The 24,675-nt window shown below is 71.8% G+C and carries 24 protein-coding genes; 4 read left to right on the top strand and 20 right to left on the bottom strand.

Translation table 11 applies throughout. The annotated features are described in order from the left end of the window. Nucleotides 1-21: 21 nt before the first annotated feature. A complete protein-coding gene (locus tag ACRVYW_RS09630) occupies nt 22-918 on the bottom strand; it encodes an NUDIX domain-containing protein (RefSeq protein ID WP_431804042.1) in 897 nt (298 codons plus the stop codon). Nucleotides 919-1,064: 146 nt separating this feature from the next. On the opposite strand from ACRVYW_RS09630, the gene ACRVYW_RS09635 reads away from it, so the two are divergent. From ACRVYW_RS09635 to ACRVYW_RS09650, 4 genes are all read left to right on the top strand, one after another. Next, complete coding sequence (locus ACRVYW_RS09635; RefSeq protein ID WP_431804044.1) at nt 1,065-2,924, top strand: ribonucleoside triphosphate reductase; 1,860 nt, start codon at nt 1,065-1,067, stop codon at nt 2,922-2,924. Continuing rightward, entirely contained in the window at nt 2,894-3,634 is a 741-nt protein-coding gene (locus ACRVYW_RS09640; RefSeq protein WP_431804046.1) for an anaerobic ribonucleoside-triphosphate reductase activating protein, read from the top strand. Before ACRVYW_RS09635 ends, ACRVYW_RS09640 begins: the two co-directional genes overlap by 31 nt. Before the next feature lie 63 nt (nt 3,635-3,697). Beyond that, nucleotides 3,698-4,354, top strand: a complete 657-nt coding sequence (locus ACRVYW_RS09645) for a TetR/AcrR family transcriptional regulator (RefSeq protein WP_431804048.1) — start codon at nt 3,698-3,700, stop codon at nt 4,352-4,354. Beyond that, entirely contained in the window at nt 4,351-5,679 is a 1,329-nt protein-coding gene (locus tag ACRVYW_RS09650; RefSeq protein ID WP_431804049.1) for a glycosyltransferase, read from the top strand. Before ACRVYW_RS09645 ends, ACRVYW_RS09650 begins: the two co-directional genes overlap by 4 nt. Here ACRVYW_RS09650 and der read toward each other — a convergent pair. From der to ACRVYW_RS09745, 19 genes are all read right to left on the bottom strand, one after another. Beyond that, a complete protein-coding gene (der, locus tag ACRVYW_RS09655) occupies nt 5,642-7,165 on the bottom strand; it encodes a ribosome biogenesis GTPase Der (RefSeq protein ID WP_431804051.1) in 1,524 nt (507 codons plus the stop codon). The two genes, ACRVYW_RS09650 and der, sit on opposite strands and share 38 nt — an antisense overlap. After that, entirely contained in the window at nt 7,155-7,880 is a 726-nt protein-coding gene (gene cmk / locus ACRVYW_RS09660; RefSeq protein WP_431804053.1) for a (d)CMP kinase, read from the bottom strand. Before cmk ends, der begins: the two co-directional genes overlap by 11 nt. Beyond that, nucleotides 7,877-9,019: a prephenate dehydrogenase gene (locus tag ACRVYW_RS09665; protein ID WP_431804055.1), complete on the bottom strand. Its 1,143-nt coding sequence runs from the start codon at nt 9,017-9,019 to the stop codon at nt 7,877-7,879. The genes cmk and ACRVYW_RS09665 overlap by 4 nt, the downstream gene beginning before the upstream one ends. A 34-nt stretch (nt 9,020-9,053) precedes the next feature. After that, nucleotides 9,054-9,854 carry a pseudouridine synthase gene (locus ACRVYW_RS09670; protein WP_431804057.1) on the bottom strand — a complete coding sequence of 267 codons (801 nt, stop codon included), beginning with the start codon at nt 9,852-9,854 and terminating at the stop codon, nt 9,054-9,056. Beyond that, complete coding sequence (gene scpB / locus ACRVYW_RS09675) at nt 9,851-10,423, bottom strand: SMC-Scp complex subunit ScpB (protein WP_431804059.1); 573 nt, start codon at nt 10,421-10,423, stop codon at nt 9,851-9,853. The genes ACRVYW_RS09670 and scpB overlap by 4 nt, the downstream gene beginning before the upstream one ends. Continuing rightward, the gene (locus ACRVYW_RS09680; RefSeq protein WP_431804061.1) at nt 10,413-11,285 is read right to left on the bottom strand and encodes a segregation and condensation protein A; all 873 of its coding nucleotides are present in this window, start codon (nt 11,283-11,285) and stop codon (nt 10,413-10,415) included. The genes scpB and ACRVYW_RS09680 overlap by 11 nt, the downstream gene beginning before the upstream one ends. Then, nucleotides 11,269-12,153, bottom strand: a complete 885-nt coding sequence (locus ACRVYW_RS09685) for a ParA family protein (protein WP_431804296.1) — start codon at nt 12,151-12,153, stop codon at nt 11,269-11,271. Before ACRVYW_RS09685 ends, ACRVYW_RS09680 begins: the two co-directional genes overlap by 17 nt. A 67-nt stretch (nt 12,154-12,220) precedes the next feature. Beyond that, nucleotides 12,221-13,300 carry a hypothetical protein gene (locus tag ACRVYW_RS09690; protein WP_431804063.1) on the bottom strand — a complete coding sequence of 360 codons (1,080 nt, stop codon included), beginning with the start codon at nt 13,298-13,300 and terminating at the stop codon, nt 12,221-12,223. 2 nt (nt 13,301-13,302) lie between these two features. Further along, the gene (locus tag ACRVYW_RS09695) at nt 13,303-14,523 is read right to left on the bottom strand and encodes an aminotransferase class V-fold PLP-dependent enzyme (RefSeq protein WP_431804065.1); all 1,221 of its coding nucleotides are present in this window, start codon (nt 14,521-14,523) and stop codon (nt 13,303-13,305) included. Nucleotides 14,524-14,631: 108 nt separating this feature from the next. Next, entirely contained in the window at nt 14,632-15,237 is a 606-nt protein-coding gene (locus ACRVYW_RS09700; protein WP_431804066.1) for a vitamin K epoxide reductase family protein, read from the bottom strand. Between the two features lie 155 nt (nt 15,238-15,392). Next, a complete protein-coding gene (gene xerD, locus ACRVYW_RS09705) occupies nt 15,393-16,316 on the bottom strand; it encodes a site-specific tyrosine recombinase XerD (protein ID WP_431804068.1) in 924 nt (307 codons plus the stop codon). A gap of 38 nt (nt 16,317-16,354) precedes the next feature. Next, on the bottom strand, nt 16,355-16,921 hold the full coding sequence (locus ACRVYW_RS09710) for an NUDIX domain-containing protein (RefSeq protein ID WP_431804070.1): 567 nt from the start codon (nt 16,919-16,921) through the stop codon (nt 16,355-16,357). Further along, nucleotides 16,914-18,632 carry a CTP synthase gene (locus tag ACRVYW_RS09715; protein WP_431804072.1) on the bottom strand — a complete coding sequence of 573 codons (1,719 nt, stop codon included), beginning with the start codon at nt 18,630-18,632 and terminating at the stop codon, nt 16,914-16,916. Before ACRVYW_RS09715 ends, ACRVYW_RS09710 begins: the two co-directional genes overlap by 8 nt. A gap of 31 nt (nt 18,633-18,663) precedes the next feature. Next, nucleotides 18,664-20,367, bottom strand: coding sequence for a DNA repair protein RecN (gene recN / locus ACRVYW_RS09720; RefSeq protein ID WP_431804074.1), 1,704 nt, complete (start codon nt 20,365-20,367; stop codon nt 18,664-18,666). Continuing rightward, on the bottom strand, nt 20,364-21,362 hold the full coding sequence (locus ACRVYW_RS09725; protein ID WP_431804076.1) for an NAD kinase: 999 nt from the start codon (nt 21,360-21,362) through the stop codon (nt 20,364-20,366). The genes recN and ACRVYW_RS09725 overlap by 4 nt, the downstream gene beginning before the upstream one ends. After that, nucleotides 21,359-22,207 (bottom strand): TlyA family RNA methyltransferase, encoded by an 849-nt coding sequence (locus tag ACRVYW_RS09730; protein ID WP_431804078.1) that lies wholly within the window; start codon nt 22,205-22,207, stop codon nt 21,359-21,361. The genes ACRVYW_RS09725 and ACRVYW_RS09730 overlap by 4 nt, the downstream gene beginning before the upstream one ends. Then, nucleotides 22,204-22,386, bottom strand: coding sequence for a hypothetical protein (locus ACRVYW_RS09735; RefSeq protein WP_431804080.1), 183 nt, complete (start codon nt 22,384-22,386; stop codon nt 22,204-22,206). The genes ACRVYW_RS09730 and ACRVYW_RS09735 overlap by 4 nt, the downstream gene beginning before the upstream one ends. A 61-nt stretch (nt 22,387-22,447) precedes the next feature. Then, complete coding sequence (locus tag ACRVYW_RS09740) at nt 22,448-23,524, bottom strand: HAD-IIA family hydrolase (RefSeq protein ID WP_431804082.1); 1,077 nt, start codon at nt 23,522-23,524, stop codon at nt 22,448-22,450. Then, nucleotides 23,524-24,642 (bottom strand): hypothetical protein, encoded by a 1,119-nt coding sequence (locus tag ACRVYW_RS09745; protein WP_431804084.1) that lies wholly within the window; start codon nt 24,640-24,642, stop codon nt 23,524-23,526. The genes ACRVYW_RS09740 and ACRVYW_RS09745 overlap by 1 nt, the downstream gene beginning before the upstream one ends. Between the last annotated feature and the right edge of the window lie 33 nt (nt 24,643-24,675).

Consider the following 24,675-nt stretch of genomic DNA (forward strand, 5'->3'; position numbering starts at 1 on the left):
ACGACGAGGTCGCACGCCGCGTCACGCCGTCGCGCGCAGCCACGACGGTCCGTGCACGACCGCGCCCAGCGCCTCGACCCGCTCTCGCAGCCCGCGGTCGCTCGTCACGACCGTGACGGTGCGCCCGGCATCCACGAGGCGCGCCGTCTCAGCGACGATCTCGTCGTCGCCCTCCCCCGGCGCCCGCACCACGTGCAGACCCGTCACGTCGTCGACCGCCTTCGCCTGCCCCTCGACCACCACCGAGAACTCCGGGAACCACACGTCGGCGGCAAGCCCCAGCCGCTCCGCGGGCATGCCCTCGGATGCCGTGACCGCGAGCCTTCCGAGCAGACGCTCGGTCGCACCCGCGCGGTCGCGCCACCACCCGTCGGGAACCGACCCGACGACGTTCGCGGCGTCCACGACGACGGCGGGGCGCACAGGAAGGAGCGAGCGCAGAAGCGGCCACGACGCCGCGAAGCCCGGGTGCAGGGGGTAGGTGTCGACGGCGTCCGCCGGCACCCACGCGAGCTCGCGGCTCTCCGGGTCGCTGATCACCGCCTCGAACGGTGTGACGACATCGGCGACGACCGTCGAGTAGGTCCAGACGTCGGCGTCGAACACGCTGATGAACCGCGGCGACACGGCATCGGCCGGCACCCCGGCCTCCTCGGCGGATTCGCGCAGGGCGCCGTCGCACGCCGACTCGCCCGCGTGTCGCGCGCCGCCGGGCAGCGCCCACGTGTCGCCGAAGTGACTCCACGCGACGCGGTGCTGCAGCAGCACGCCGCGCTCCGGATCGACGGCGAGCAGTCCCGCCGCGCCGAACGCACCCCAGAAGCGCGTGCCGTCGTCGTGGACCACCCACGCGTCACCGGGGTCGCGCGGGCCGTGCGGCCGGCGCGGCTCTCCGGGTGCGGGAGGCTCGATCGTCACTCGTTCAGCCTGTCACAGGTCCGGGGCACGACGGCGAGCGCGCGTCACAGATCGTGCGACACGCCACATATGCGCGCGATCTGCGGTCAGACCACAACATATGGTGGTCAGACCACAACGACAGCCCTAGGGAGAGTAGGACGACCATGGCATCCCCCCGCACCGTTACCGGCACCGTCTCCGTGCAGAGCACGATCGACGAGTACCTCGCCCGCACCGACTGGCGCGTCAACGCGAATGCGAACCAGGGGTACTCGCTGGGCGGCATGGTCCTGAACGCCGCCGGCAAGCTCATCGCCAACTACTGGCTCGACGAGGTCTACGACACAGCCGCCGGCGACGCGCACCGCGCCGGCGACCTGCACATCCACGACCTCGACGTCTTCGCGGGGTACTGCGCCGGCTGGTCGCTGCGCATGGTCCTCGAGCAGGGGTTCAACGGCGTCCCGGGGCGCATCGCCAGCGCTCCCCCGCGGCACTTCGCGAGCGCGCTGGGGCAGCTCGTCAACTTCCTCGGAACGCTCCAGAACGAGTGGGCCGGTGCGCAGGCGTTCTCCTCGTTCGACACCTACCTCGCCCCCTACGTCCGCCGCGACGCTCTCACCTACGACGAGGTGCACCAGGCGATGCAGGAGTTCGTCTTCAACCTCAACGTCCCGAGCCGGTGGGGCACGCAGACGCCGTTCACGAACCTCACCTTCGACTGGGTCTGCCCCGACGACCTCGCCGATCAGCGCCCCCTCATCGGCTACGAGGTGCAGGATTTCACCTACGGCGACCTCGCCCCCGAGATGGCGCTCATCAATCGCGCCTTCATCGACGTGATGACGGCGGGCGACGCCGACGGCCGCGCGTTCACCTTCCCGATCCCGACCTACAACATCACGAAGGACTTCGACTGGGACGGTGAGAACGTCGAGGCCCTCTTCGCGATGACCGCCCGGTACGGGCTCCCCTACTTCCAGAACTTCGTCAACTCCGACCTCGACCCGCACATGATCCGCTCGATGTGCTGCCGCCTGCAGCTCGACCTCACCGAGCTTCTCAAGCGCGGAAACGGGCTGTTCGGCTCGGCCGAGCAGACCGGCTCGATCGGCGTCGTCACGATCAACTGCGCGCGCCTCGGGTTCCTGCACTCCGGCGATGAGGATGCCGCGCTCGCGCGCCTCGACGACCTGCTCGACATCGCCCGCGACAGCCTCGAGGCCAAGCGCGCGGTGATCTCCCGCCACCTCGAGGGCGGGCTCTTCCCGTACACGAAGCGGTACCTCGGCACCCTCGACAATCACTTCTCGACGATCGGCGTCAACGGCGTCAACGAGTACGTCCGGAACCTCACCCGCGACGCCCACGACATCACCGACGAGACGGGCGCCGCCGCCGCGATGCGTCTGCTCGACCGCGTGCGCACCCGGATCACCCGGTTCCAGGCCGAGACAGGCCGCATGTACAACCTCGAAGCGACGCCGGCCGAGGGCACGACCTACCGGTTCGCGAAGGAGGACATCGCGCGCTTCGACGGCATCCTGCACGCGGGCACCACCGAGAACCCGTACTACACCAACTCGTCGCAGCTGCCGGTCGGCTTCACCTCCGACCCGTTCCTCGCGATGGCCCTGCAGGAGCCGCTGCAGCAGCAGTACACGGGCGGGACGGTGCTGCACCTGTACCTCGGCGAGGCGATGGAGTCGGCCCGCGCGTGCCGCGACCTCGTGCGCCGCTCGCTCGAGCGGTTCCGCCTGCCCTACCTGACGATCACGCCGACGTTCTCGATCTGCCCGCAGCACGGCTACGTCTCCGGCCACCACGAGACCTGCCCGACGTGCGCCGCGGTCTGCGAGGTCTGGACGCGCGTGATGGGTTACTTCCGGCCCGTGTCGGGGTTCAACATCGGCAAGAAGGGCGAAGCTTCGGAGAGGACGTACTTCGTCGCCCCCACCCTGTCCACGCAGGCCCTGTCGTCGCAGGAGGACTCATGGTCCGCACAGCCGCAGCCAGCGAGCTGAACGTCGCGGGCGTCACCGCGTTCTCGACGGTCGACTGGCCCGACATGCTCGCGGCGACGGTCTTCCTGCAGGGGTGCCCGTGGAACTGCTTCTACTGCCACAACCCGGCCCTCATCGACCCGCGCGCAGAGGGCGACCTCTCCTGGGGCGACGTCGTCGACCTCCTGTGCGAGCGGATGGGTCTGCTCGACGGGGTCGTCTTCTCGGGCGGCGAGCCGACGCTGCAGCGAGCCGTCGTGCCCGCGATGGATCTCGTCCGCTCGCTCGGGTTCAAGATCGGGTTGCACACGGGCGGCGCCTACCCGGGGCTGCTCGCGCGGGTCCTGCCGCACGTCGACTGGGTGGGCCTCGACATCAAGGCGCTGCCGGGCGGCTACGACCTCGTCACCGGTCGCCCGCACAGCGCGGATAATGCGTGGCGCTCGCTCGAACTGGTGCGCGCCGATCAGATCCTCCGAGAGGGCACCGATCGCCCGCTCGACGTCGAGGTCCGCACCACCGTGCATCCCGCGGCGATCGACGACGCCGGCCTGCGCGAGCTCGGCTGCCTCCTCGCCGACGCGGGCGTCGAGCACTGGGCCGTGCAGCGGTTCCGCGACACGGGTGTGCGCTCGCCGCTGCCGAGAGTGGGGGTGGATGCCGAGGCATCCGCCCCGCTCGCTCTCGACGACCTGCCCGTCGATCGGTTCGCGAGCCTCGTCGTGCGGTGAGGACCTCCGCCAATTCGTCGACGGGTATTGCTTACAGTCCGACTGTAGTTATACAGTCCTTGTGTGGGGGGATCACCGAGCGAGCGATCCGCGCGCACCTACCCGCGGCGCACCGAACGAGCCGCGCAGACGCGCGCGCGGATCCTCGCAGCCGCCGGTGAACTCTTCGCCGGCGGCTACGCCCCCACGACGATGAAGGCGATCGCCCGCCGCGCGGGCGTCTCGGTGGAGTCGGTGTACCTCGCCGGGTCGAAAGCCGAGCTGCTCGCCGCCGCCATGACCCGCGCCTTCACCGGTGGCGACGACGACGGCCCGCTCAGCCAGAACGATCGGTACGCCGCCGTGTTCGCGCTGCCCACGGCACAGGCTCTGGATCTCTACGTCGACCTCGTCACCGCGTCGATCGAACGCTCCGACCCGCTGTGGCGCACGGCCCGCGCCGCAGCCGATGCGGAGCCGGAGATCGCCGCGCTCCTCGCGCGCGCGCAGGCCCGGCGCACCGCCGACGTCGCGGAGGCGGGGCCGTGGCTCGTCTCGCGGGGGCTGATCGCGCCCGCGCAGATGGAGGACGCGATCGCGACCCTGTCGGTGCTCGTCGCGCACGAGACCTTCGAGCACTTCGTCGACACCTTCGGCTGGTCACGCGCCCGCTACGCGGACTGGCTGCGCGACGCCCTCGACCGCCTCATCGTCCGCCGGAACGGAGACCGACCCTCGTGAGCACCTTCCTCCTGTGCGCCTCGCCGCTGTACGGCCACGTCAATCCGATGCTCAAGATCGGCGTCGACCTCGCCCGCCGCGGCGACCGGATCATCGTCCTCTCCGGCTCGCGTTTCCGGCGTGCCGCCGAAGACGCGGGCCTCGAGTTCCACGCGCTCGGCGAGGTGGCGGACTTCAACGAGCGCGACCCGGCCACGTTCGTGCCCGATCAAGGGCGGTACCGCGGCATCGCGCTGTCGCAGTATCAGGTCGAGTCGACCTTCCTCCGCCCGATCCCCGATCAGTGGCGGGCGATGAGCGCGATCCTCGACGACGAGCAGATTGACGCCGTCCTCATCGACAGCTTCTTCGCCGGCGCCCTGCCCCTCCTGCAGCGCCCCGCGGCCGATCGACCGCCCGTCGTGGCTTTCGGGGTGAGCCCGCTCGCCCAGCTGAGCGTCGACGTGCCGCCCGCCAACTCGCGCATCCGGGTGCTGCCGGGACGGCTGGGCCGCCTCCGCAACCGCGCCCTGAACCTGGCCGCGCGCCGCGTGTTCTTCGCGCACGCCCAGAAGCTCGCCGGCCGGCTCCTCGAAGAGGCCGGTGCGCACGCGCCCCGGGGCTTCGTCGTGGACTTCTCCCGCGACCCCGATCTGTACCTTCAGCTCGGCCCGCGCGAGTTCGAATACGACCGGCGCGACCTGTCGCCGAACGTGCGGTTCGTCGGCCCGCTCCCGGCGCAGGCCTCGATCGGCGAGGGCGACGTGCCCGCGTGGTGGTCGGAGCTGCATGACGGCAAACCCGTCGTCCATGTGACCCAGGGCACGCTCGACAACCGGGACGTCACGACCGTGCTGCGCCCGACGCTCGACGGCCTCGCCGACCTCGACGTGCACGTGGTCGCGAGCACCGGACGCCGCCCGGTCGACGCGCTCGGCCCGGTGCCGCGCAACGCGCGTGTTGCGGAGTTCCTGCCGTACGCCGACCTCCTTCCCCTGACGCGCGTCATGGTCACCAACGGGGGCTCGGGCGGCACGTGGGCGGCGCTGTCGGCGGGGGTCCCGCTCGTCGTCGCGGGCGACGCCGAAGACAAGCCGGAGGTCGCGGCGCGGGTGGCGCACTTCGGGGTAGGCATAGACCTGCGGACGGGTCGCCCCTCGGCGGCGCAGGTGCGAGGCGCCGTGCTGCGCGTGCTCGAGGACGACAGCTACCGCGCGAATGCCCAGCGGATGCGCGCGACGATCGCCCGCTACGATGCGCTCGCGTCGATCCGACGCGAGCTCGACGCCCTGCTCACCGCGCCGCCCGTCAGCGCTGGCGACGCTCCCGCACCCGCATGTTCGTGACGATGGGCGTGCCCTCGAAGCCGAAGATCTCGCGCAGGCGTCGCTGGATGAAGCGGCGGTAGCCCGGGTCGAGGAAGCCGGTCGTGAACAGGACGAATGTCGGCGGGCGGGTCGAGGCCTGCGTGCCGAACAGGATGCGCGGCTGCTTGCCGCCCCGCAGCGGGTGCGGGTGCTCGGCGACGAGCTCGGAGAGGAACGCGTTGAACTTGCCGGTCGGAATGCGCTGATCCCACGACTCGAGTGCCGTCTCGAGCGCGGGTACGAGCTTGTCGAGGTGACGCCCCGTGCGCGCCGAGATGTTGACGCGCGGCGCCCACGCGACGTGCGCGAGGTCCTGCTCGATCTCCCGCTCGAGGTAGCGGCGACGATCGGCGTTCTCCATGTCGTCGTCGTTCAGACGGTCCCACTTGTTGAACGCCAGCACGAGGGCACGACCCGACTCGAGGACGAGGTCGATGATGTTGAGGTCCTGCACGCTGATCGACTGCGACACGTCGAGCACGACCACCGCGACCTCGGCCTTCTCGAGCGCGGCTGAGGTGCGCAGGGACGCGTAGAAGTCGGCGCCCTGCTGCAGGTGCACGCGGCGGCGGATGCCGGCGGTGTCGACGAACCTCCAGAGCTTGCCGCCGAGCTCGACGATCTCGTCGACCGGGTCGCGGGTGGTGCCGGCGAGCTCGTTGACGACGACGCGCTCTTCGCCGGCCGCCTTGTTGAGCAGCGACGACTTGCCGACGTTCGGGCGCCCGAGGATCGCGACGCGGCGCGGCCCTCCGAGTTCGCTCTTGGCGACCGCGGAGACGTCGGGGAGGACCTTCATGACCTCGTCGAGCAGGTCGGCGACGCCGCGACCGTGGATCGCGGAGACGGGGTGCGGCTCGCCGAGCCCCAAATTCCACAGGGCCGCGGCCTCGGGCTCCTGCCGGGCGTCGTCGATCTTGTTCGCGACGAGGAAGACGGGCTTCTTGGTCGTGCGCAGCAGCCGCACGACGGCCTCGTCGGTCGCGGTGGCGCCGACCATCGCGTCGACGACGAACAGCACGACGTCGGACAGGTCGATCGCGACTTCGGCCTGGGCGGCGACCGACCGGTCGATGCCGCGGGCGTCGGGCTCCCACCCGCCGGTGTCGACGAGCGTGAAGCGGCGGTCCATCCACTCGGCCTTGTACGAGACGCGGTCGCGGGTGACGCCGGGTGTGTCCTCGACGACCGCCTCGCGGCGGCCGAGGATGCGGTTCACGAGCGCCGACTTGCCGACGTTCGGGCGCCCGACGATCGCGACGACCGGGAGCGCGGGCAGCACTTCGACGACCTCGCCGCCGGCGGTGAAGCCGGCGAGGAGCTCGGCGTCGTCCTCGTCGAGGTCGTAATCGGCGAGCGAGGCGCGCAGGGCTACCGCGCGCTGTTCGGCGAGCTCCTCGTCGAGGTTCGCGAGCTTCTCTTCGAGGTGGTCGGGGCCGCCCTCGTACTCTTCGTCAGCGGCCATCGGTGTCCTCCGGTGTCGGGGTGGCGCGCGCCGCGGAGATGACGTCGAGGACGGCATCCACGGTCTGCGCGAAGTCGAGATCGGTCGAGTCGACGACCGTCACGCCGGGGGCGGCGGTGAGGAAGTCGACGACCTGGCTGTCGGCGGCGTCGCGGCGGTGCAGGGCGGCGGCGACGGATGCCGCGTCGTGCGTGACGAGTTCGGCGCTGCGCCGCGCGGCGCGCACCTCGGGCGCCGCGGTGAGGAGGATCCGCACGGGCGCATCGGGGGCCACGACGGTCGTGATGTCACGACCCTCGACGACGACGCCGGGGCGACCCGACGCGGCGACGAGCGCCCGGAAGAGATCGTTCACGCGCTCGCGCACCGCACCGATGCGCGCGACGGCGCTGACGGCGGCGGTGACGCGGGGCTCACGGATCGCGCCTGTCACGTCGACGTCGCCGACGCGCACCCAGTAATCGTCTGGGTCGAGCGAGATCGCGTAGGGGAACTCCTCCGCGGCATCCAGCACCGCCGTCTCGTCGGCCGTGTCGGCACCGCGGTCGAGCACGTGCCAGGCGAGCGCGCGGTAGGCGGCGCCGGTGTCGAGGTATCCGTAGCCGACGCGCCGCGCGGCCTGCTTCGACACGCTCGACTTGCCGGAGCCTGCGGGCCCGTCAATCGCGACGGTGACGGGCGGCTGGGCGGACAGGATCGACGGGTCGGTGCTCATGAGGGGACGCTCGCAATCTTCCAGCCGCGGGCCTCGAGGCCGTCGACGGCGCGGCGGAGGACCGTCGGGGTGACACTGATCTCGGCGAGGCCGAACTGCGCGCCGGGCGAGTGCTCGAGGCGCAGGTCCTCGACGTTCACCTCGAGCTCGCCGAGGTCGCCGAACAGGCGCCCGAGCTGGCCGGGGGTGTCGTCGACCATGACGACGATCGTCTCGAAGCGGCGTTTGACGCCGTGCTTGCCGGGCAGCCGCTGCACGCCGTCGTTCCCGCGCCGGATGGTGTCGGCGACCGACCGGCGCGAGCCGGGGGCGTCGGGAGCGCGAAGCGCATCGGCGACGCCGCGCAGGTCGCCCGCGAGCGCGTCGAGCACGTCGACGACGGGTGCGGCATTCGCCCCGAGGATCTGGACCCACAGCTCGGGCGCCGACGCCGCGATGCGCGTCGTGTCGCGGACCCCCTGCCCCGCGAGGCGGAGCGAGTCGTCGGGCGCGTCGACGAAGCGCGCGGCCAGGAGCGAGGCGACCAGCTGCGGCACGTGCGAGATGAGCGCGACGGCGCGGTCGTGCTCGCCGGGCGTCATCTCGATCGGCGTCGCCCCGAGGTCGAGGGCGAGTCCTTCGACGAGCGCGAGATCGGATGCCGGGGTCTCGCCGTCGCGGCACACGACCCACGGGCGCCCCACGAAGATGTCGGCGCGCGCCGCGATCGCTCCCCCGCGCTCACGGCCCGCGAGCGGGTGCGAGCCGATGTAGTGCGTGAGGTCGACGCCGCGCGACTGGAGCTCGTGCAGCGGCTCGAGCTTGACGCTCGCGACGTCCGTGACGACGGCACCCGGGTGGTCGCGGAGCTCTCGCTCGACGACGTCGGCGATGACATCGGGCGGGGTCGCCACGACGATCAGGCGCGGATCATCGCCCGCGGCGGCGGCGCGCCCGGCACCGTAGTCGATCGCGAGCCGCAGCTGCGCGGGCGAGGCATCCGCCAGCACGACGTCGACACCGAGGGCGCGCAGCGCGTGCCCGATGCTCGACCCGAGCAGGCCCGCACCGACGATGCGGACGGTCCCCGAGGTGCGCGCGACCGGGTGCTTCCCGGGGTTGCTTCCCGGGCGCGCGTCGGCGACGGTCGAATCGGTCACGGTATCCGCCTCGGAGGTGGGATGTCAGTCGGAGTCAGTCTGATGCGGCAGAGTCTGCAGAATCGCTGCGCGGCTCATCGGCCGCCTGGCGCGCCACGGTGAGCAGAGCGCCGCGTTCCACTGTAGTCAACTCGCGCGCCCGGCCCGCTGGGAGCGTGCCCAGGTGCAGCGGCCCGAACTGGCGCCGCACGAGCTCGACGACCGGGTGGCCGACCTCCGCCATCATGCGCCGGACGATGCGGTTGCGGCCGGAGTGGAGGGTCAGCTCGACCAGGCTCGTGCCCCCCGAGGCATCCAGCAGCCGCGCCTTGTCGGCGGCGATCGGTCCGTCCTCGAGCTCGACCCCCTTCGTGAGGCGGGCGATCGTCTGCGGCGACACGCGCCCCTCGACCTTCGCGATGTACACCTTGGTGACCCCGAAGGAGGGGTGGGCGAGGACGTGCGCGAGGTCGCCGTCGTTGGTGAGGACGAGCAGCCCGCTCGTCTCGGCATCGAGCCGACCCACGTTGTACAGCCGCTCGGGCCACTCCTTCGTGAAGCGGCGGAGGTCGGGGCGGCCGTGCTCGTCCTTCATCGACGAGACGACGCCGGTCGGCTTGTTGAGCATGACGTAGCGCTTGGTCTGATCGAGCTGGACGGCGGTGCCGTCGACGTCGATGAGGTCGGATGCCGGATCGATGCGCGTCCCGAGTTCGGTCACGACCTGCCCGTTGACCCGCACGCGCCCCTCGACGATGTACTGCTCCGACACGCGTCGCGAGGCGACTCCCGCGTTCGCGAGCGCCTTCTGCAGGCGGACGCCCTCGGTGCTCTCGGTGCCCTCTGCCGCGCTCATCGGATCACCTCGCTGTCGAAGCCGTCCGCGCCGTCGTCCAGCAGCGGCGAGATGTGCGGCAGCTCGTCGAGGCTGTTGATGCCGAGGTTGACCAGTAGGGCGTCGGTCGTGCCGTAGTTGATCGCCCCGGTCTCGGGGTCGGAGAAGAGCTCCGTGACGAGTCCGCGGGCGAGGAGCGTGCGGACGACGGAGTCGACGTTGACGGCGCGGATCGCGGCGACCTGGCTGCGCGTGACGGGCTGCTTGTAGGCGATGACGGCGAGGGTCTCCAGCGCCGCCTGCGACAGCCGGCTCGGGGCCTGCGCGTTCACGAACTCCGAGACGAGATCGTCGTGCTCCTCGCGGACGTAGAGACGCCAGCCTCCCCCGACCTCGCGCAGCTCGAAACCGCGGCGCGGGCCGCCCGTCTCGCCGTCGTAGTCGGCGACGAGGCCCTCGACGGCCTGGCGCACGGCGGGCACCGGCGAGCCGACGGCGGCGGCGAGCGCGACGAGGCTCTGCGGCTCGTCGACGATCAGGAGGATCGCCTCGAGGCGTCGGGCGATGTCGGAGGCGGGGTCATCGGTCATAGTCGGCTCCCAGAGTGGCGAGGTTCTCGTCGGACCAGCGTTCCGCGGTCCAGCGCAGGGTGAGCTCTCCGAGCGGTTCGAGCTGCTCGAAGGAGAGGGCGGCGTGGCGGTAGAGCTCGAGCACCGCGAGGAAGCGCGCGACGACGATGCCCGGCTGCGTGACCCCCGCGACCAGTTCGCGGAAGCTCCGGGTCCCGGCCTCGCGCAGGAGCGTCACGACGACGGCGGCCTGTTCGCGGATCGACACGAGCGGCGCGTGCAGGTGGTCGAGCCCGACGTGCGGGATCTCCTTCGGGGTGAAGGCGAGGAGCGCGATCGCGGCGAAGTCGTCGGCCGAGAGCGTCCAGACGAGCTCCGGCACGGCACGGCGGTACTTCTCGTCGAGACGGACGGCCCGCACGTGCCGGCGGTCCTCGCGCCGCAGGGAGCGCTCGAACCAGGCCGAGACCTCCTTGAACGCGCGGTACTGCAGCAGGCGCGCGAACAGCAGGTCGCGCGCCTCGAGGAGAGCGACGGACTCGGCGTCCACGAGCTCCCCCTGCGGCAAAAGACCCGCGACCTTCATGTCGAGCAGGGTCGCGGCGACCACGAGGAATTCGGATGCCTGCTCGAGCTCCTCCTCGGCGTCGAGGCCCTTGAGGTACGAGATGAACTCGTCGGTGACCTTGCTGAGCGAGATCTCGGTGATGTCGAGCTCGTGCTTGCCGAGCAGGGTGAGCAGCAGGTCGAACGGGCCGTCGAAGCCCGCGAGGGAGACGCGGAAGCCGGGCTCGGACGCGGCGGCGTCGGGCGACGCGTCGGGCTGAGCGCCGTCCTCCGGCGACGCGGCGGGCTGAGCGTCGTCCTCAGGCGACGGCGCCACGGTCGACCAGCTCCCGCGCGAGGCGGAGGTAGGCCTGCGCGGCGGCGTGCTCCGGCGCGAACGTCGTGATGGGGACGCCCGAGACCGAGGCATCCGGGAACTTCACCGTGCGCCCGATGACGGTCTCGAGCACGTCGTCGCCGAACGCCTCGACGACACGCTCCAGCACCTCGCGGGAGTGCAGGGTGCGCGGGTCGTACATCGTGGCGAGGACGCCGTCGAGCTCGATCGCCGGGTTCAGGCGGTCGCGCACCTTGTCGATCGTCTCGATGAGGAGCGCCACACCGCGGAGGGCGAAGAACTCGCACTCGAGCGGGATCAGCACCCCGTGGCTCGCGGTGAGCGCGTTGACGGTGAGAAGGCCCAGGGACGGCTGGCAGTCGATGAGGATGACGTCGTACTCGCCGGCGACCTTCCGGAGGACGCGCGAGAGGATCGTCTCACGGGCGACCTCGTTGACCAGGTGCACCTCGGCGGCGGACAGGTCGATGTTCGCGGGGATGACGTCGAGCCCGTCGACCGAGGTGTGGACGATCACCTCGTGCGGGTCGCGCTTGGTGTCCAGCAGCAGGTCGTAGATCGTCGGGACGTCGTGCGTCGCGATGCCGAGGCCCGCCGACAGGGCGCCCTGCGGGTCGAAGTCGACGGCGAGGACCTTCCGCCCGTACTGGGCGAGCGAGGCGGCGAGGCTGATCGTCGTCGTCGTCTTGCCGACGCCGCCCTTCTGGTTGCAGAGGGCGATGATGCGCGCCGGGCCGTGCGATTCGAGCGGAGCGGGCGTCGGGAAGCCGTGATACGGGCGTCCGGTCGGTCCCAGGGGGACGTCTCCTGCTTCGGACTTCGTCGCCGTCCGCACCTTCTCCGCCACCGACACTCCTGCTTCCTCGTATCCCTCCCGGGACTCGTGGATCGATTCTCGCACAGGCGCCGTGCGGTCAGTCCATGGCGCGCAGGGTGTCGACGTCCACGAGGCCCGCGTGCAGCCGTCCTCCGGCGATGAGCGACGGGATCGCGACGGTGCGGATGTCGTCCTCGACGACCCGGCGCGTGCGCTCGAGCTCCGCCGCGACCTCGGGAGAGGCCGAGGTGCGGGTGATCTGCGCCACCTCGTCGGGCGTGTACCCGGCATCCGTGAGCCACCGCTCGAGCTGCGCCCGCGCCTCGTCGGCGGTCGCGGCGTTCATCCACTCCTGTGTCGGCTGCCCGTCGGGGCGCTCGGTCGTGAACAGCTCCGCGAGGATGCGGGTGTCGCCCGTCTCCCCGGCCGATCCCCCACGGTCCGCCTCGAACGCCCGCACCGCGGCCAGGTACGCGGCGATCAGCTGCGAGTTGGCGAACTTGTCGCCGAAGGCCGCGTGGATCGGGTAGGCGAGGTAGGTCACGTTGTGGGTGTCGTCGAAACCGGATGCCTGCATGTTGCGGAACAGCTCCGCGCAATAGCGGCACCCGGGGTCGAGCACCTCGACGGCGACGGGGCGACCCGCCACGTACCCGCCGATGTAGGTGGCGTCAGGGGCGGCGTAGTCGGCGGCATCCCACGTCTTCAGCCGGCTGGGGACGGTCGCGACGGTGTCGGCGACCGAGGCGAACTCCCGCCCGAACGCGCCGATGACATCGCCCGAACCGATCGAGGCCCAGAATCCCGGCTGATCGTCGCCGATCGCGCACGCCTGCGCGGCGAGCGAGCAGGCCTGCGCGTCCTGCTTGTCGCAAGTGCCGTAGACGAACAGGTTCAGGCCGCTGCGCCCCACGAGATACAGGCTCACGACGAGCGAGAGCACCATGAACCACGCGACGACCTCGATCGCGACGCTCGCGGGGCGGACGAGTGCGGGCGCGCGGACGGCGAGCGGGGCGAGCATCGTGCTCTTCACGTCGTCGCGGAACGTGGTGTCGCACGGGCGGAAGGTGACGCGGCGGGAGAAGCATCCCCACGCCGTGCCGAGGTAGCGCCGGTATTTCGCCGACACGGCCGACGCGACGAGCACCACGACGAAGGCGACGACGCAGACCACGGCTACAGCCCCCTCAGCATGCGCCCGACGATCTCGAGCGCCCGGTCGATGTCGTGCTCGCTCGAATGCGGACCGACGCTGAAGCGGATGAGCGGCGGCAGGCCCTCGCGCTCGGACAGCCAGTGGTGCGCGCAGAAGTGGCCGCTGCGCGCCGCGACGCCGGCGTGCGAGAGGAAGACGGCGAGGCGGTGGGCGTCGACGCGCTCGGGGATGGCGGAGACGACGGTGGATGCCGCGGGGCTGAACATCCGCAGGTGCGGCACCTGGGAGAGTCCGTCGTAGAGCCGGGCACCGAGCGTCCGCTCCCGCTCGGGGAGCGCGGCGCCCTGCGCGCCCAGCCAGTCGAGCGCGGCCCCGAAACCGATGATCTCGCCCCATGCCTGCAGCCCCGGTTCGAGCCGCGTGTGGAGATCGGGGAGGAGCTCGGGCGCGTCGCCGCGCACCGTCGCGACCTGACCGCCTCCGAGGAAGGAGATGTCGAGGCTCTGCAGCAGGTCGTGGGCAACCAGCGCGACACCGAGGGCGGGCCCCGACATCTTGTGCGCCGAGAAGCACAGCGCGTCGGCGCCGAGGCCGCGCAGCGCCGCCGTGTCGTGCGGGGCGGCCTGGGCGGCGTCGACGAGCACGATCCCGCCCCGCGCGTGCGCGGCGGCGACGAGATCGGAAAGGCCCTGCGTCGGGGTGCCGGTGACGTTGTCCATCGCGGAGATCACGACGACGGCGTCCGTGAGGTCGACGCCGCTCAGATCGAGGCGGCCGTCGGGGCTTCGCTCGATGACGAGGCGCGGGACGCCGAGCCGCCGCGCGGCGGTGATCGTCGAGAGGAAGACGGCGTTGTGCTCCGTGTGCGTCGTGACGACACGCGCATAACGCCCCACCGGAAGCTGCTGCTGCAGCAGGTTGAGCGCATACGTCGTGTTCAGCGTGAACGCGCAGGAGAATCGGCGCGGGGAGAGGCCGAAGCGGTCGAGCGCGCGGCGACGCACCTCGTCGACCTCGCGTTCGACGCGGGTCGCCCACGCGTACGCGGCCCGTCCCCCGCAGGCCGGGTATTCGGTGTCGTAGGCGCGCATCGCACGGCGCACCGCGTCGGGGCGCAGCGACTGGCACGCGGCGTCGAGGTAGACGTCGTCGGGGCCCAGAGCCGGGAAGTCGCGGGAACGGTCATCGGCCTGCGACGGCGCCTCCGGGCTGGTGCGCGCTCGCGCGCGGAGGAGGCCCATGCCCCCAGCGTCCTCCTCGCCGAAGCGGAGCGCGGGGGCGCCCGCCGTGAATAACGCGGCGGGCGCGGCGTGCCCGCGCGATGCGCGCGGACGACACCGCAGCTCCTGTCAGAGGCTCCCGATGACGTCGAGTCGGAGCTGGGCGGCGAGCGCGATGGCGAGGTAGTCGACGAGGACGATGAGCGGGAGCCAGGAGAGGATCTTCTCCCCGACGGCCTGCGCCGGCGGCGCGTCACCCCACACGCCCGCACGGAGCGTCCAGCCGAGCACCGTGAAGAAGAGCGGGATCGTCACGAGCCAGATGATCATGCACCACGGGCAGAGCGATGAGTACTCGAACACGCTCCGGTAGGCGAAGAAGTGGACGAGCAGGAACGCCCCCGTCACGAACACGGCGTAGGTCCGCCAGAACCAGGCGCGCAGGCCCTCCGGGCCGGCGAGCGCGGCGGCACCGGCGAACACGGGCCCGGTGAAGAGGACCATCCCGATGATCGAGTTGCTGAAGCCGAGGAGGTTTCCGCCGGGAGACAGGAGGTTCGGGCCGCACGTGACGACGGGGCTGATGTTGCAGGAGATGAGCGCGTCGCCGCCCGAGAGCTGCCCGATGTACTCGTGGTAGAGGAGGAACGACACCGTCCATCCGGCGAGTCCCGCGACGATCCACCAGATCGCCATTCCCCGCGCCGGGCGGTACGCGGCGACGTCTGTGCTCATGACGCTCATCCTGCCGCGGGCGCGGGCGCTACCGGCATCCCCGCGCCGTCAAAACCCCGCCCCGCGCTCCTCACCAGCCCGCGAGACCGCGCAATTGTCACGAAAGGATGCCGGGAAGCGTGCATCTGCGCGGTTTCGCGGCCGGGTGAGGGCGCTCAGCGGGCGCGGGGGTGAGAGGTGAGGTACACGTCGCGGAGGGCGTCGACGGTGACGTGCGTGTAGATCTGCGTCGTCGCGACCGAGGCGTGGCCGAGGAGCTCCTGCACGACGCGGACGTCGGCGCCGCCCTGCAGCAGGTGAGTCGCGAACGAGTGCCGGAGCGTGTGCGGCGACACGTGCGCGGCGAGGCCCGCGCGCTCGGCGGCATCCTGCAGGACGAGCCACGCGCTCTGCCGCGAGAGCGGAGCCCCGCGCGCGCCGAGGAACAGGCGCGGCGTCGCCCTCCCCCGCCGCGAGAGCTCCGGGCGGGCGCGGGCCAGGTACGCGTCGACCGCAGCACGGGCGTACGAGCCGACCGGGACGATCCGCTCCTTCGCGCCCTTGCCGCGGACGCGCAGCACGTCGCCGTGCGCGAGGTCGTCGACGTCGAGCTGCATGATCTCCGACACGCGCGCGCCGGTCGCGTAGAGCAGTTCGAGAAGGGCCCGGTCGCGCAGGCGCAGGATGTCGGTGTCGACGGCGTCTCCCGGGGCGGGGCCGGCGGCATCCAGCAGCGCCTCGACCTGATCGATCGACAGCGCCTTCGGAAGTCGCTGCGGGGCCTTGGGCGGGCGCAGGCGCTCGCTCGGGTCGGCATCCGACCGCCCTTCGCGCACTAGGAAGCGGTGGAGTCCCCGCACCGACGACTGCAGCCGCGCGAGCGAGGTCGCCGCCGGGGGCGGCACCGCCGAGGCCCGTTCCGCCGCGAAGGCCGAGACGAGCGCGGGTGTGACGGCGTCCGTGTCGTCGACGCCCTGCGCCGCGAGCCACGCGCGGTACGCCGCGAGGTCGCGCCGGTAGGCGGCGACGGTGTGCTCCGACAGGCCGCGTTCGATCGTGATGTGCCGCAGGTAGGCATCGATCGCGCGGTCGAGGTCCATGATCGAGGGTGGCAGGGCGCCGATGGGTCAGGTGCGGGTCAGCCGCGCCGCAGGCGCTCCGCCGCCGCGAGGATGCCGGAGACGAGGATGCCGTTGCGCATCCGCCCCGCCAGCACGGCGTCGACCGCCTCGGTGAGCGGCACCCACTCCAGGCGGATGTCGGCTTCCTCCGCCTCCCGCTCGAACGCGGCCGGCAGCGCGGTGAGGCCGCGCGCGAGGAAGAGGTGGATGACTTCGTCGCTGCCGCCGGGCGTCGTGAAGATCGTGAGGAGCGGCTCGATCGCCTTGGCGGCGAGGTCCGCCTCTTCGGCGAGTTCGCGGCGGGCCGCCTCGATCGGCGGCTCGCCCGGGACGTCGAGGAGCCCCGCAGGCACCTCCCAGTCGCGCGTGCGGATGGGATGCCGGTACTGCTGGATCAGGAGGACACGCTCGTCGTCGTCGATCGCGACGACCGCGGCCGCCCCCGGGTGGTCGACGTACTGGCGGACGATCTCGTCGTCGCCGTAGCGGAACGTGTCGCTGACGACGTCCCAGACCCGGCCCGCGTATACCGTCTCACTCGCGACGATCTCGACCTCCGCCTGCTCGTCGGCGAGGTCACTCACCGTCGACCTCGTCCTTGAACAGCTCGCTCGCGCGGTGCCGGTCGAGCGACGCGGCGATGAGGCCGCGGAACAGCGGGTTCGCCTCGGTGGGCCGGGAGCGCAGCTCCGGGTGGGCCTGCGTCGCGATGTAGTACGGGTGCACGTCGCGCGGGAGCTCGACGTACTCGACGAGGTTCCGATCGGGCGAAAGGCCCGAGAAGACGAGGCCGGCCTCCGCGATCTGGTCGCGGTAGCGGTTGTTGACCTCGTAGCGGTGGCGGTGGCGCTCACTTGCGCGCGTCGCGCCGTACACCTCGGCCGCGAGAGACCCCTCGGCGAGGTCGGCTTCGTAGAGGCCGAGACGCATCGTGCCGCCCAGGTCGCCGCCGGCGATGATGTCGACCTGCTCGGCCATGGTTGCGATGACCGGGTGCGCGGTGTCGGGGTCGAACTCGCTCGAGGAGGCGTCTTCGATGCCGGCGACGTGCCGCGCGTACTCGATGACCATGCACTGCAGGCCCAGGCAGATGCCGAGGGTGGGGATGCCCTGCTCGCGCGCGAAGCGGAGCGCGCCGAGCTTGCCCTCGATGCCGCGGATGCCGAATCCGCCCGGCACGACGATGCCGTCGAGCGCGCCGAGGGCCTTCTCCGCGCCTTCCGGGGTCTCGCAGAGGTCGGAGGCGATCCACTGGATCTGCACCTTCGTCTCCTGCGCGAAGCCGCCGGCCTTGAGCGCCTCGGTGACCGAGAGGTACGCGTCAGGCAGGTCGATGTACTTGCCGACGAGACCGATCGTGACCTCGTGCTTGGGGTTGTGGACGGCGTTCAGCACCGCGCTCCACCGAGTCCAGTCGACGTCCGCCGCCTTCTGCGACAGGCCGAGCGCGTCGACGATGTACGCGTCGAGGTGCTGCTCGTTGAGCATCGTGGGGATGTCGTAGATCGACGGCACGTCGACGGCGTTGACGACGGCATCCTCATCCACGTCGCACATGAGCGCGATCTTGCGGCGGTTCGCGTCGGTGACGGGCCGGTCGCTGCGGAGCACGAGGGCGTCGGGCTGAATGCCGATCGAGCGGAGGGCGGCGACGGAGTGCTGGGTGGGCTTGGTCTTCTGCTCGCCGGACGCGCCCATGTAGGGGACGAGGGAGACGTGCACGAAGAAGACGTTCTTCCGGCCGAGCTCGTGACGGATCTGCCGCGCCGACTCGATGAACGGCTGCGACTCGATGTCGCCGACGGTGCCGCCGATCTCCGTGATGATGACGTCGGGCTGAGGCGTCTCGGAGGCCTGCAGGCGCATGCGCCGCTTGATCTCGTCGGTGATGTGCGGGATGACTTGCACGGTGTCGCCGAGGTATTCGCCGCGCCGCTCCTTCGCGATCACCTGCGAGTAGATCTGCCCCGTCGTGACGTTCGCTGCCTGGCTCAGCTCGATGTCGAGGAAGCGCTCGTAGTGACCGATGTCGAGGTCGGTCTCGGCGCCGTCGTCGGTGACGAACACCTCGCCGTGCTGGAACGGATTCATCGTCCCGGGGTCGACGTTGAGATACGGATCGAGCTTCTGCATCACGACGCGCAGGCCCCGCGCGGTGAGCAGATTGCCGAGCGATGCGGCGGTCAGGCCCTTGCCCAACGAGGAGACGACACCGCCCGTCACGAAGATGTGCTTGGTGGTGCCGTCAGTGGTGGTGTCCGCCGTGTGGGCCGCGTCTGAATGAGTGTCCGTCACGGGCTTTCATCCTATCAGTCGGAATCGTGGGTCAGGCCTGGGCCGGTTCGGATCCCAGGCTGAGGAGCTCCCGGGCGTGTTCGAGCGCCGCCTCCGAATCGGGCAGTCCCGACAGCAGACGCGCCATCTCGGCTTCGCGCTCGGCGCCGCCCAGTGCACGCACGCTGGATGCGGTGACGGTGCCGTCGCTGGCCTTGACGACGCTCAGGTGGTTGTTCGCGAACGCGGCGACCTGCGCGAGGTGCGTCACGACGATCACCTGGCTGGAGCGGGCGAGCGCGGCCAGGCGACGGCCGACCTCGATGGCGGCCGCCCCGCCGATGCCGGCGTCGATCTCATCGAAGACGAACGTCGGGACGCTCCCCGTCCCGGCGATGACGACCTCGATCGCGAGCATGACGCGGCTGAGCTCGCCCCCCGACGCGCTGCGCGCGACGGGCCGCGGCTCGGCACCCGGGTGCGGGGCGAGGAGGATCGTGACGTCGTCGCGCCCCGCGGCCGTCGCGGTTCCGGGTTCGACCGCGACGACGACGCGGGCGTCGGGGAGAGCGAGGGCGCGAAGCTCGGCGGTCACCTCCGTCGACAGCCGCTCGGCGGCGGCGGCGCGGGCGGCGGTGAGGACGGATGCCGCGGCGTCGAGCTCGGCGCGGAGGGCGGCGATCTCGTCGCCGAGCCGGGTGACGCGGTCGCCGTCGTCGTCGAGCTCCGCGAGGCGGAGAGCGCCGTTCTCGCGCAGGGCGAGCGCGTCTTCGAGGCTCCCGTGCGCCCGGACGATGGCCCCGACGGCAGCGCGCCGCTCCTCGACGGCGGCGAGCTCGTGCGGGCCCGATTCGTCGAGGTCGGCGAGGTAGCCGCTCAGCTCGGTCGCGAGGTCCGACGCGCGGTAGCCGAGGTCTTCGACGGTCGCCGCGTGGGCGGCGAGCGCGGCGTCGCTGCCGGCGGCGCGCTCGAGGGCGCGACGCGCCTCGGCGAGGAGGGTGACGATGTCGGGCGCGTCGTCGTCGCCCGACAGGGCGGCGTGGGCGAGGGTGGCGGCGAGGCGGAGCTCCTCGGCGTTGGCCAGGCGCTCCGCGCGCTGGGCGAGCTCGGCATCCTCCCCCGGCTGCGGGTCGACCTGCTCGAGGTCGGCGAGCGCGGCGCGGAGGTCGTCGGCCTCGCGTGCCCGCTCCCCCTGACGCTCGATGAGGTCGTCGAGCTCGGCGGTGCGCGTCTTGACGTCGTCGTAGAGCGCCGCGTACGCGGCGAGCGCGCTCGTCACCGGCTGACCGCCGAAGCGGTCGAGCGCATCGCGCTGCGCGGCGGCCGACCGCAGCCGCAACTGGTCGGACTGGCCGTGCACGACGACGAGCTCGTCGGCCAGGTCGGAGAGGACCCCCGCGGGGGCGCTTCGCCCGCCCACGCTCGCGCGGCTGCGCCCCTCGGCGGTCACGGTGCGGGCGAGGTACAGCTCGCCGTGTGCGTCGTCGACGGGTTCGATCTCTCCCCCGGCATCCGCGACACGTTCGGCGACGGGGCCGGATGTCGGGACGAGCCACACTCCCTCGACCGCGGCCAGGTCGGCGCCGGAGCGGACGACGCCGGCATCCGACCGCGCCCCCATGAGGAGTCCGAGGCCCGTCACGACCATCGTCTTGCCGGCGCCGGTCTCCCCCGTGATCGCCGTGAATCCCGCGCCGATCGGCAGGGTCGCGCGCGCGATGACGCCCAGGTCGCGGAGGGTGATCTGCTCGATCATCCCGGCGTTCCCCGGCTCGCGTCCGTCTGCTCGGTCGTCCGCGGCGCGGCGCCCCGCCACCCGGCGACGGGCAGCTGGAACTTCCGCACCAGCCGGTCGGTGAACGAGGCGGGGTGCAGGCGCGCGAGACGCACGGGCTTCGGTGAGCGGCGCGAGACGACGCGCGCCCCCGGAGGCAGATCGTGCGAGCGGCGCCCGTCGCACCACAGGATGCCTTGGCCGTCGGTCCGGGCGAGCACCTCGATCGCGACGGCGGTCTCGGGTCCGAGCACCAGCGGCTTCGCGAAGAGGGCGTGCGCCGACAGCGGCACCACGGCGATCGCCTCGACCGTCGGCCAGATGACCGGGCCCCCGGCGGAGAAGTTGTACGCCGTCGACCCCGTCGGCGTCGACACGACGACTCCGTCGCAGCCGAAGCTCGACAGCGGACGCCCGTCGATCTCGATGACGACCTCCATCATGCGTTCCCGAGCCGCCTTCTCGACGGTCGCCTCGTTGAGGGCCCACGTCTCGTAGATGATCCGCCCGTCGGCATCCCGCACGTCGACCGCGAGCGTCATGCGCTCCTCGACGTCGTAGTCGCGGGCGATCACCCGCCGCATGGCGTCGTCGATGACGTCGGCTTCGATCTCGGCGAGGAAGCCGACGTGTCCCATGTTGATGCCGAGGATCGGTGCGGTGCCTTCGCGGACGAGCTCGGCGGCGCGGAGGATCGTGCCGTCGCCACCGAGGACGATCGCGAGATCGAGGGCGGTGACCGTGACGTCGACACCCAAGGTGGCGATATCGCTCGTGTCGCCGAGCTCCGCCCGCAGCTCGTCGTCGCCGTCCGGGAGGACGGCGTGCGCGCCGGCGGCGGTCAGCGCGTCGATGACGCGGCGGGCGGCGGCGACGGTGTCCTCGCGGCGCGCGTGCGCGACGACGAGGATCTCGCGCGGCTCGCTCTGCGGCGCGTCGGTCGTCGCGTCGCTCGTCGTGGGCGTCGTGGGCGTCATGCGGCTCCCGCCAGTCGGTTCACGGTCTCCAGATATTCTGTCGGATTGCCGGCCTCGGAGCATCGATCGCCGGTCGGGCGCAGGTGCACGAGGTATTCGTGGTTGCCGTGGGTTCCCGCGATCGGCGAGGCGATCGCGCCGTGGGTGCCGAGGCCCGCATCCCACCCCGCCCAGAGGACGCCCATGACGGCGTCGGCGCGCGCCGCGGCATCCGTCACCAGTCCTTCGCGCACGCCGGTGCGCCCCACCTCGAACTGCGGCTTCACGAGCAGGACGACATCGGCATCCGGCGCGGCGACGGCGGCGACCGCCGGGAGCACGTGGGTGAGGGAGATGAAGGAGAGGTCGCCGGTGAGGAGCGTCGGCTGAGCCGGGCCGCCCGTGCCGGCGGCCTCCGCGAGGCCCTCGGGCGTCATGTAGCGGACGTTGAATCCCTCGACGACGGTGACACCCGCATCGGCCGCGATCGCCGCGTCGAGCTGTCCGTGACCGACGTCGACGGCGAGCACGCGCGCCGCTCCGCGCTCACGGAGCACCTGCGTGAACCCCCCGGTCGACGCCCCCATGTCGAGGGCGAGACGCCCGGCGACGCGCACGTCGAAGGCATCCAGCGCGGCGATCAGCTTGTGCGCGGCGCGGCTGACGTAATGATCGGATGCCGCAACGGTGATCTCCTGGTCTCCGCGGACCTTGACGGAGGGCTTTACGACGGGCAGTCCGTCGACCGACACGAGGCCGCCTTCGATGAGCTGCGCGGCCTGCGTCCGCGAGCGCGCGAGTCCCCGGCCGGCGACGGCGGCGTCGAGGCGCTGCGCGGGCGTCGCTGCGTGTTCCGTGTCGGTCACGCCGAGAGGTCCCGGGGACCGGACTCGAGACGCCGTGCGAGGTCGTCGTGCAGCGCGCCGTACGCAGCGGCCCGCTCGGCGAGCGGCTGCTGCTCGATCACCTCGAGCGCCGAGAGCAGGTCGTCGCGGCGTGCGGCGGAGTCAGCGGCGTGTGCATCGCTGTCGGCTTCGAGGGACATGCCTCCACGATACGCGGCCGCGTCGATCTGGGCGGGCGAGCCGGATGGGCGATCCGGGCGGTCAGGGCCGGTGGAACGGGTCTGCGTAGAGCGCTTCGGGCACGCGGAATCCGTAGATCGCGCGCCCCGTCCGCCAGATCGCGGCGGCGCCGGCGCGCACGAGGTCGATGGGACGGTCACCGGCCGCGAGGATCTGCACGTCGGGCCCGTCGATCCGGACCGCCGCGGCGCCCACCCGCGTGACGTCACCGTCGACGATGGTCTCGGGGTAGGGCTCGTGGAGTTCCCGGAGGTCGCCGACGATGTAGGTCGGGCGCGAGGTCGAGGGCGCGGCGAGGACGTGCTTGGGACGGTCGACGCCGGTGAGGACGAGCACCGACTCGAGGCCCGCCGCCTGCGCGCCGGCGATGTCGGTGTCGAGGCGGTCGCCGATGAAGAGGGCGTGTTGCGCGCCGAACCGCGCGACCGCCTCGTCGAAGATCGGCCGCTCCGGCTTTCCGGCGACGACGGCGAGCCGGCCGACGGCGGTGTGCACGGCGGAAACGAGCGTGCCGTTTCCCGGCGCGATCCCGCGTGCCTGCGGGATCGTCCAGTCGGTGTTCGTGGCGATCCAGGGGATGCCGCCCCCCTCCTCGGGAAGGGCGAGTGCGTAGGATGCCTCGGCCAGCTGCAGCCACCCGACATCCGGCGCGAACCCCTGGACGACGGCCGCCGGGGCGTCATCCGCACTCCGGGTCACGGTGTATCCGGCCTTCTCGACCTCGAAGACGAGTCCGTCTCCCCCGACGACGAGAATCCGAGCACCCGGCGCGACGCGCTCGCGGAGCAGCCGCATCGCGGCCTGCGGACTGGTGACGACGTCCTCCGGCCGGGTGGCGGCGAGCCCGAGTTCGCGCAGGTGCTCCGCGACGGTCGCATCTCGGCGCGAGGCGTTGTTCGTGATGTAGCCGAGGCGGCGGGTCTTTCCCGCGCGGTTCAGACTCTCGACGGCGTGCGGCAGGGCGTGCGCGCCGGCGTAGACGACGCCGTCGAGGTCAGCGAGGACGGTGTCCACGCCGTCGAGCGGGGCCGGACGCTGAGCCGCCGACTGTGGTGTCGACTGTGGAGGCGTGTCCGCGCGTCGTCCGAACAGCGCCATCAGCGGTCGCCCTCGCGCTCATCGGCACCGTCTGCCGCGGGTTCGTCGACGCCCGCTTCGGCGAGGATCTCGTCGACCTCGTCCTGGACGGAGGGGGCGACGTCGTGCGAGGCCGCGTCGTCGACGTGGTCGTGCTCCGGGGCTTCGCCGTCGGCGCCGTCCTTGTCATCGTCATCGTCGAGCGGCAGCTCCTCGATCTCGTCGACGACGAGCGTTTCGAGGTCGGCGTCGGCGGCGGACAGCACGTCTTCGGCGATCTCCGCGCGTCGCTGCCACTGGGCGGCCTCGTCGACGCGGCCGAGTTCCTCGAGCACGGCGGCGCGGGCCGCGAAAAGACCCGGGCTCCAGCTGAAGGCGCGGTCGGGGTCGAGTTCGGGGATGTCGAGCTCTTGCAGGGCGCGGTCGGCCTGCCCGAGATCGAGACGCGCACCCGACATCGCGATCGCGAGTTCGACGCGGACGTCGACCGGGAGGGCGGCGCGGTCGACGGCGCGGCCGACCTCGAGGGCGCGGTCGGGTCGGCCGACGCCTCGCTCGCTGTCGACGAGGAGTGCGATCTGGTCGTCGCGACCGGAGATCCGGCGGAAGGTGCGCAGCTCGCGAACCGCGAGTGCGAAGTCACCCGTCGCATAGGCGGTGATGGCGACGGTCTCACGGACGATCGCGATGCGCCCGGCGCTCCGCGACGCCGCGAGCGCGTGCTCGTGCGCGAGCGCGGGGTCGTCGTCGATGAGACGCGCAGCCATCGCGAGATGGCGGGCGACCTGCTCGGCGTTCTCTTTGCTCAGCGTCTTCAGCTCGTTGCGTGCGGCATTGTTGAGATCGCGCGGAGTGATGTCGTCGGGCAGTGCGGGGCCGGCGGGCTGCGCGCGACGATCGGACCCCTGCGGCGGGCGTGAGGTCCGACGGTCACCGTCGCGTCCCGCGTACGGCTTCCGCTCACCGTCACGCTTCGCGTACGGCTTACGATCGCCGTCGCGCTTCACGTAGGGTTTTCTCTCACCGTCACGCTTCGCGTACGGCTTCTTGTCGCCGTGGCGTGCGCCGCCCACTGAAGCCCCACCTGCCGACGATCGACGTCGATCGTCGTTCGAACGAGGTCGCTGCTCTTCAGCCATGGTGGGATCCTTTCATGCGCACAAACGAGAAAA

Origin of the sequence: Microbacterium sp. bgisy203 (genome assembly GCF_965345155.1) — a bacterium.
Classification (GTDB): Bacteria; Actinomycetota; Actinomycetes; order Actinomycetales; family Microbacteriaceae; genus Microbacterium.

What these genes read in the sequence shown, in the direction of transcription:
- ACRVYW_RS09740 (WP_431804082.1), bottom strand. Translation starts at nt 23,524, where the DNA reads ATGGCGCTGTTCGGACGACGCGCGGACACGCCTCCACAGTCGACACCA.
- ACRVYW_RS09640 (WP_431804046.1), top strand. Translation starts at nt 2,894, where the DNA reads ATGGTCCGCACAGCCGCAGCCAGCGAGCTGAACGTCGCGGGCGTCACC.
- scpB (WP_431804059.1), bottom strand. Translation starts at nt 10,423, where the DNA reads ATGACCGATGACCCCGCCTCCGACATCGCCCGACGCCTCGAGGCGATC.
- ACRVYW_RS09700 (WP_431804066.1), bottom strand. Translation starts at nt 15,237, where the DNA reads ATGAGCACAGACGTCGCCGCGTACCGCCCGGCGCGGGGAATGGCGATC.
- ACRVYW_RS09695 (WP_431804065.1), bottom strand. Translation starts at nt 14,523, where the DNA reads ATGGGCCTCCTCCGCGCGCGAGCGCGCACCAGCCCGGAGGCGCCGTCG.
- ACRVYW_RS09745 (WP_431804084.1), bottom strand. Translation starts at nt 24,642, where the DNA reads ATGGCTGAAGAGCAGCGACCTCGTTCGAACGACGATCGACGTCGATCG.
- ACRVYW_RS09635 (WP_431804044.1), top strand. Translation starts at nt 1,065, where the DNA reads ATGGCATCCCCCCGCACCGTTACCGGCACCGTCTCCGTGCAGAGCACG.
- cmk (WP_431804053.1), bottom strand. Translation starts at nt 7,880, where the DNA reads ATGAGCACCGACCCGTCGATCCTGTCCGCCCAGCCGCCCGTCACCGTC.
- ACRVYW_RS09670 (WP_431804057.1), bottom strand. Translation starts at nt 9,854, where the DNA reads ATGAGCGCGGCAGAGGGCACCGAGAGCACCGAGGGCGTCCGCCTGCAG.
- recN (WP_431804074.1), bottom strand. Translation starts at nt 20,367, where the DNA reads ATGATCGAGCAGATCACCCTCCGCGACCTGGGCGTCATCGCGCGCGCG.
- ACRVYW_RS09735 (WP_431804080.1), bottom strand. Translation starts at nt 22,386, where the DNA reads ATGTCCCTCGAAGCCGACAGCGATGCACACGCCGCTGACTCCGCCGCA.
- der (WP_431804051.1), bottom strand. Translation starts at nt 7,165, where the DNA reads ATGGCCGCTGACGAAGAGTACGAGGGCGGCCCCGACCACCTCGAAGAG.
- xerD (WP_431804068.1), bottom strand. Translation starts at nt 16,316, where the DNA reads ATGGACCTCGACCGCGCGATCGATGCCTACCTGCGGCACATCACGATC.
- ACRVYW_RS09725 (WP_431804076.1), bottom strand. Translation starts at nt 21,362, where the DNA reads ATGACGCCCACGACGCCCACGACGAGCGACGCGACGACCGACGCGCCG.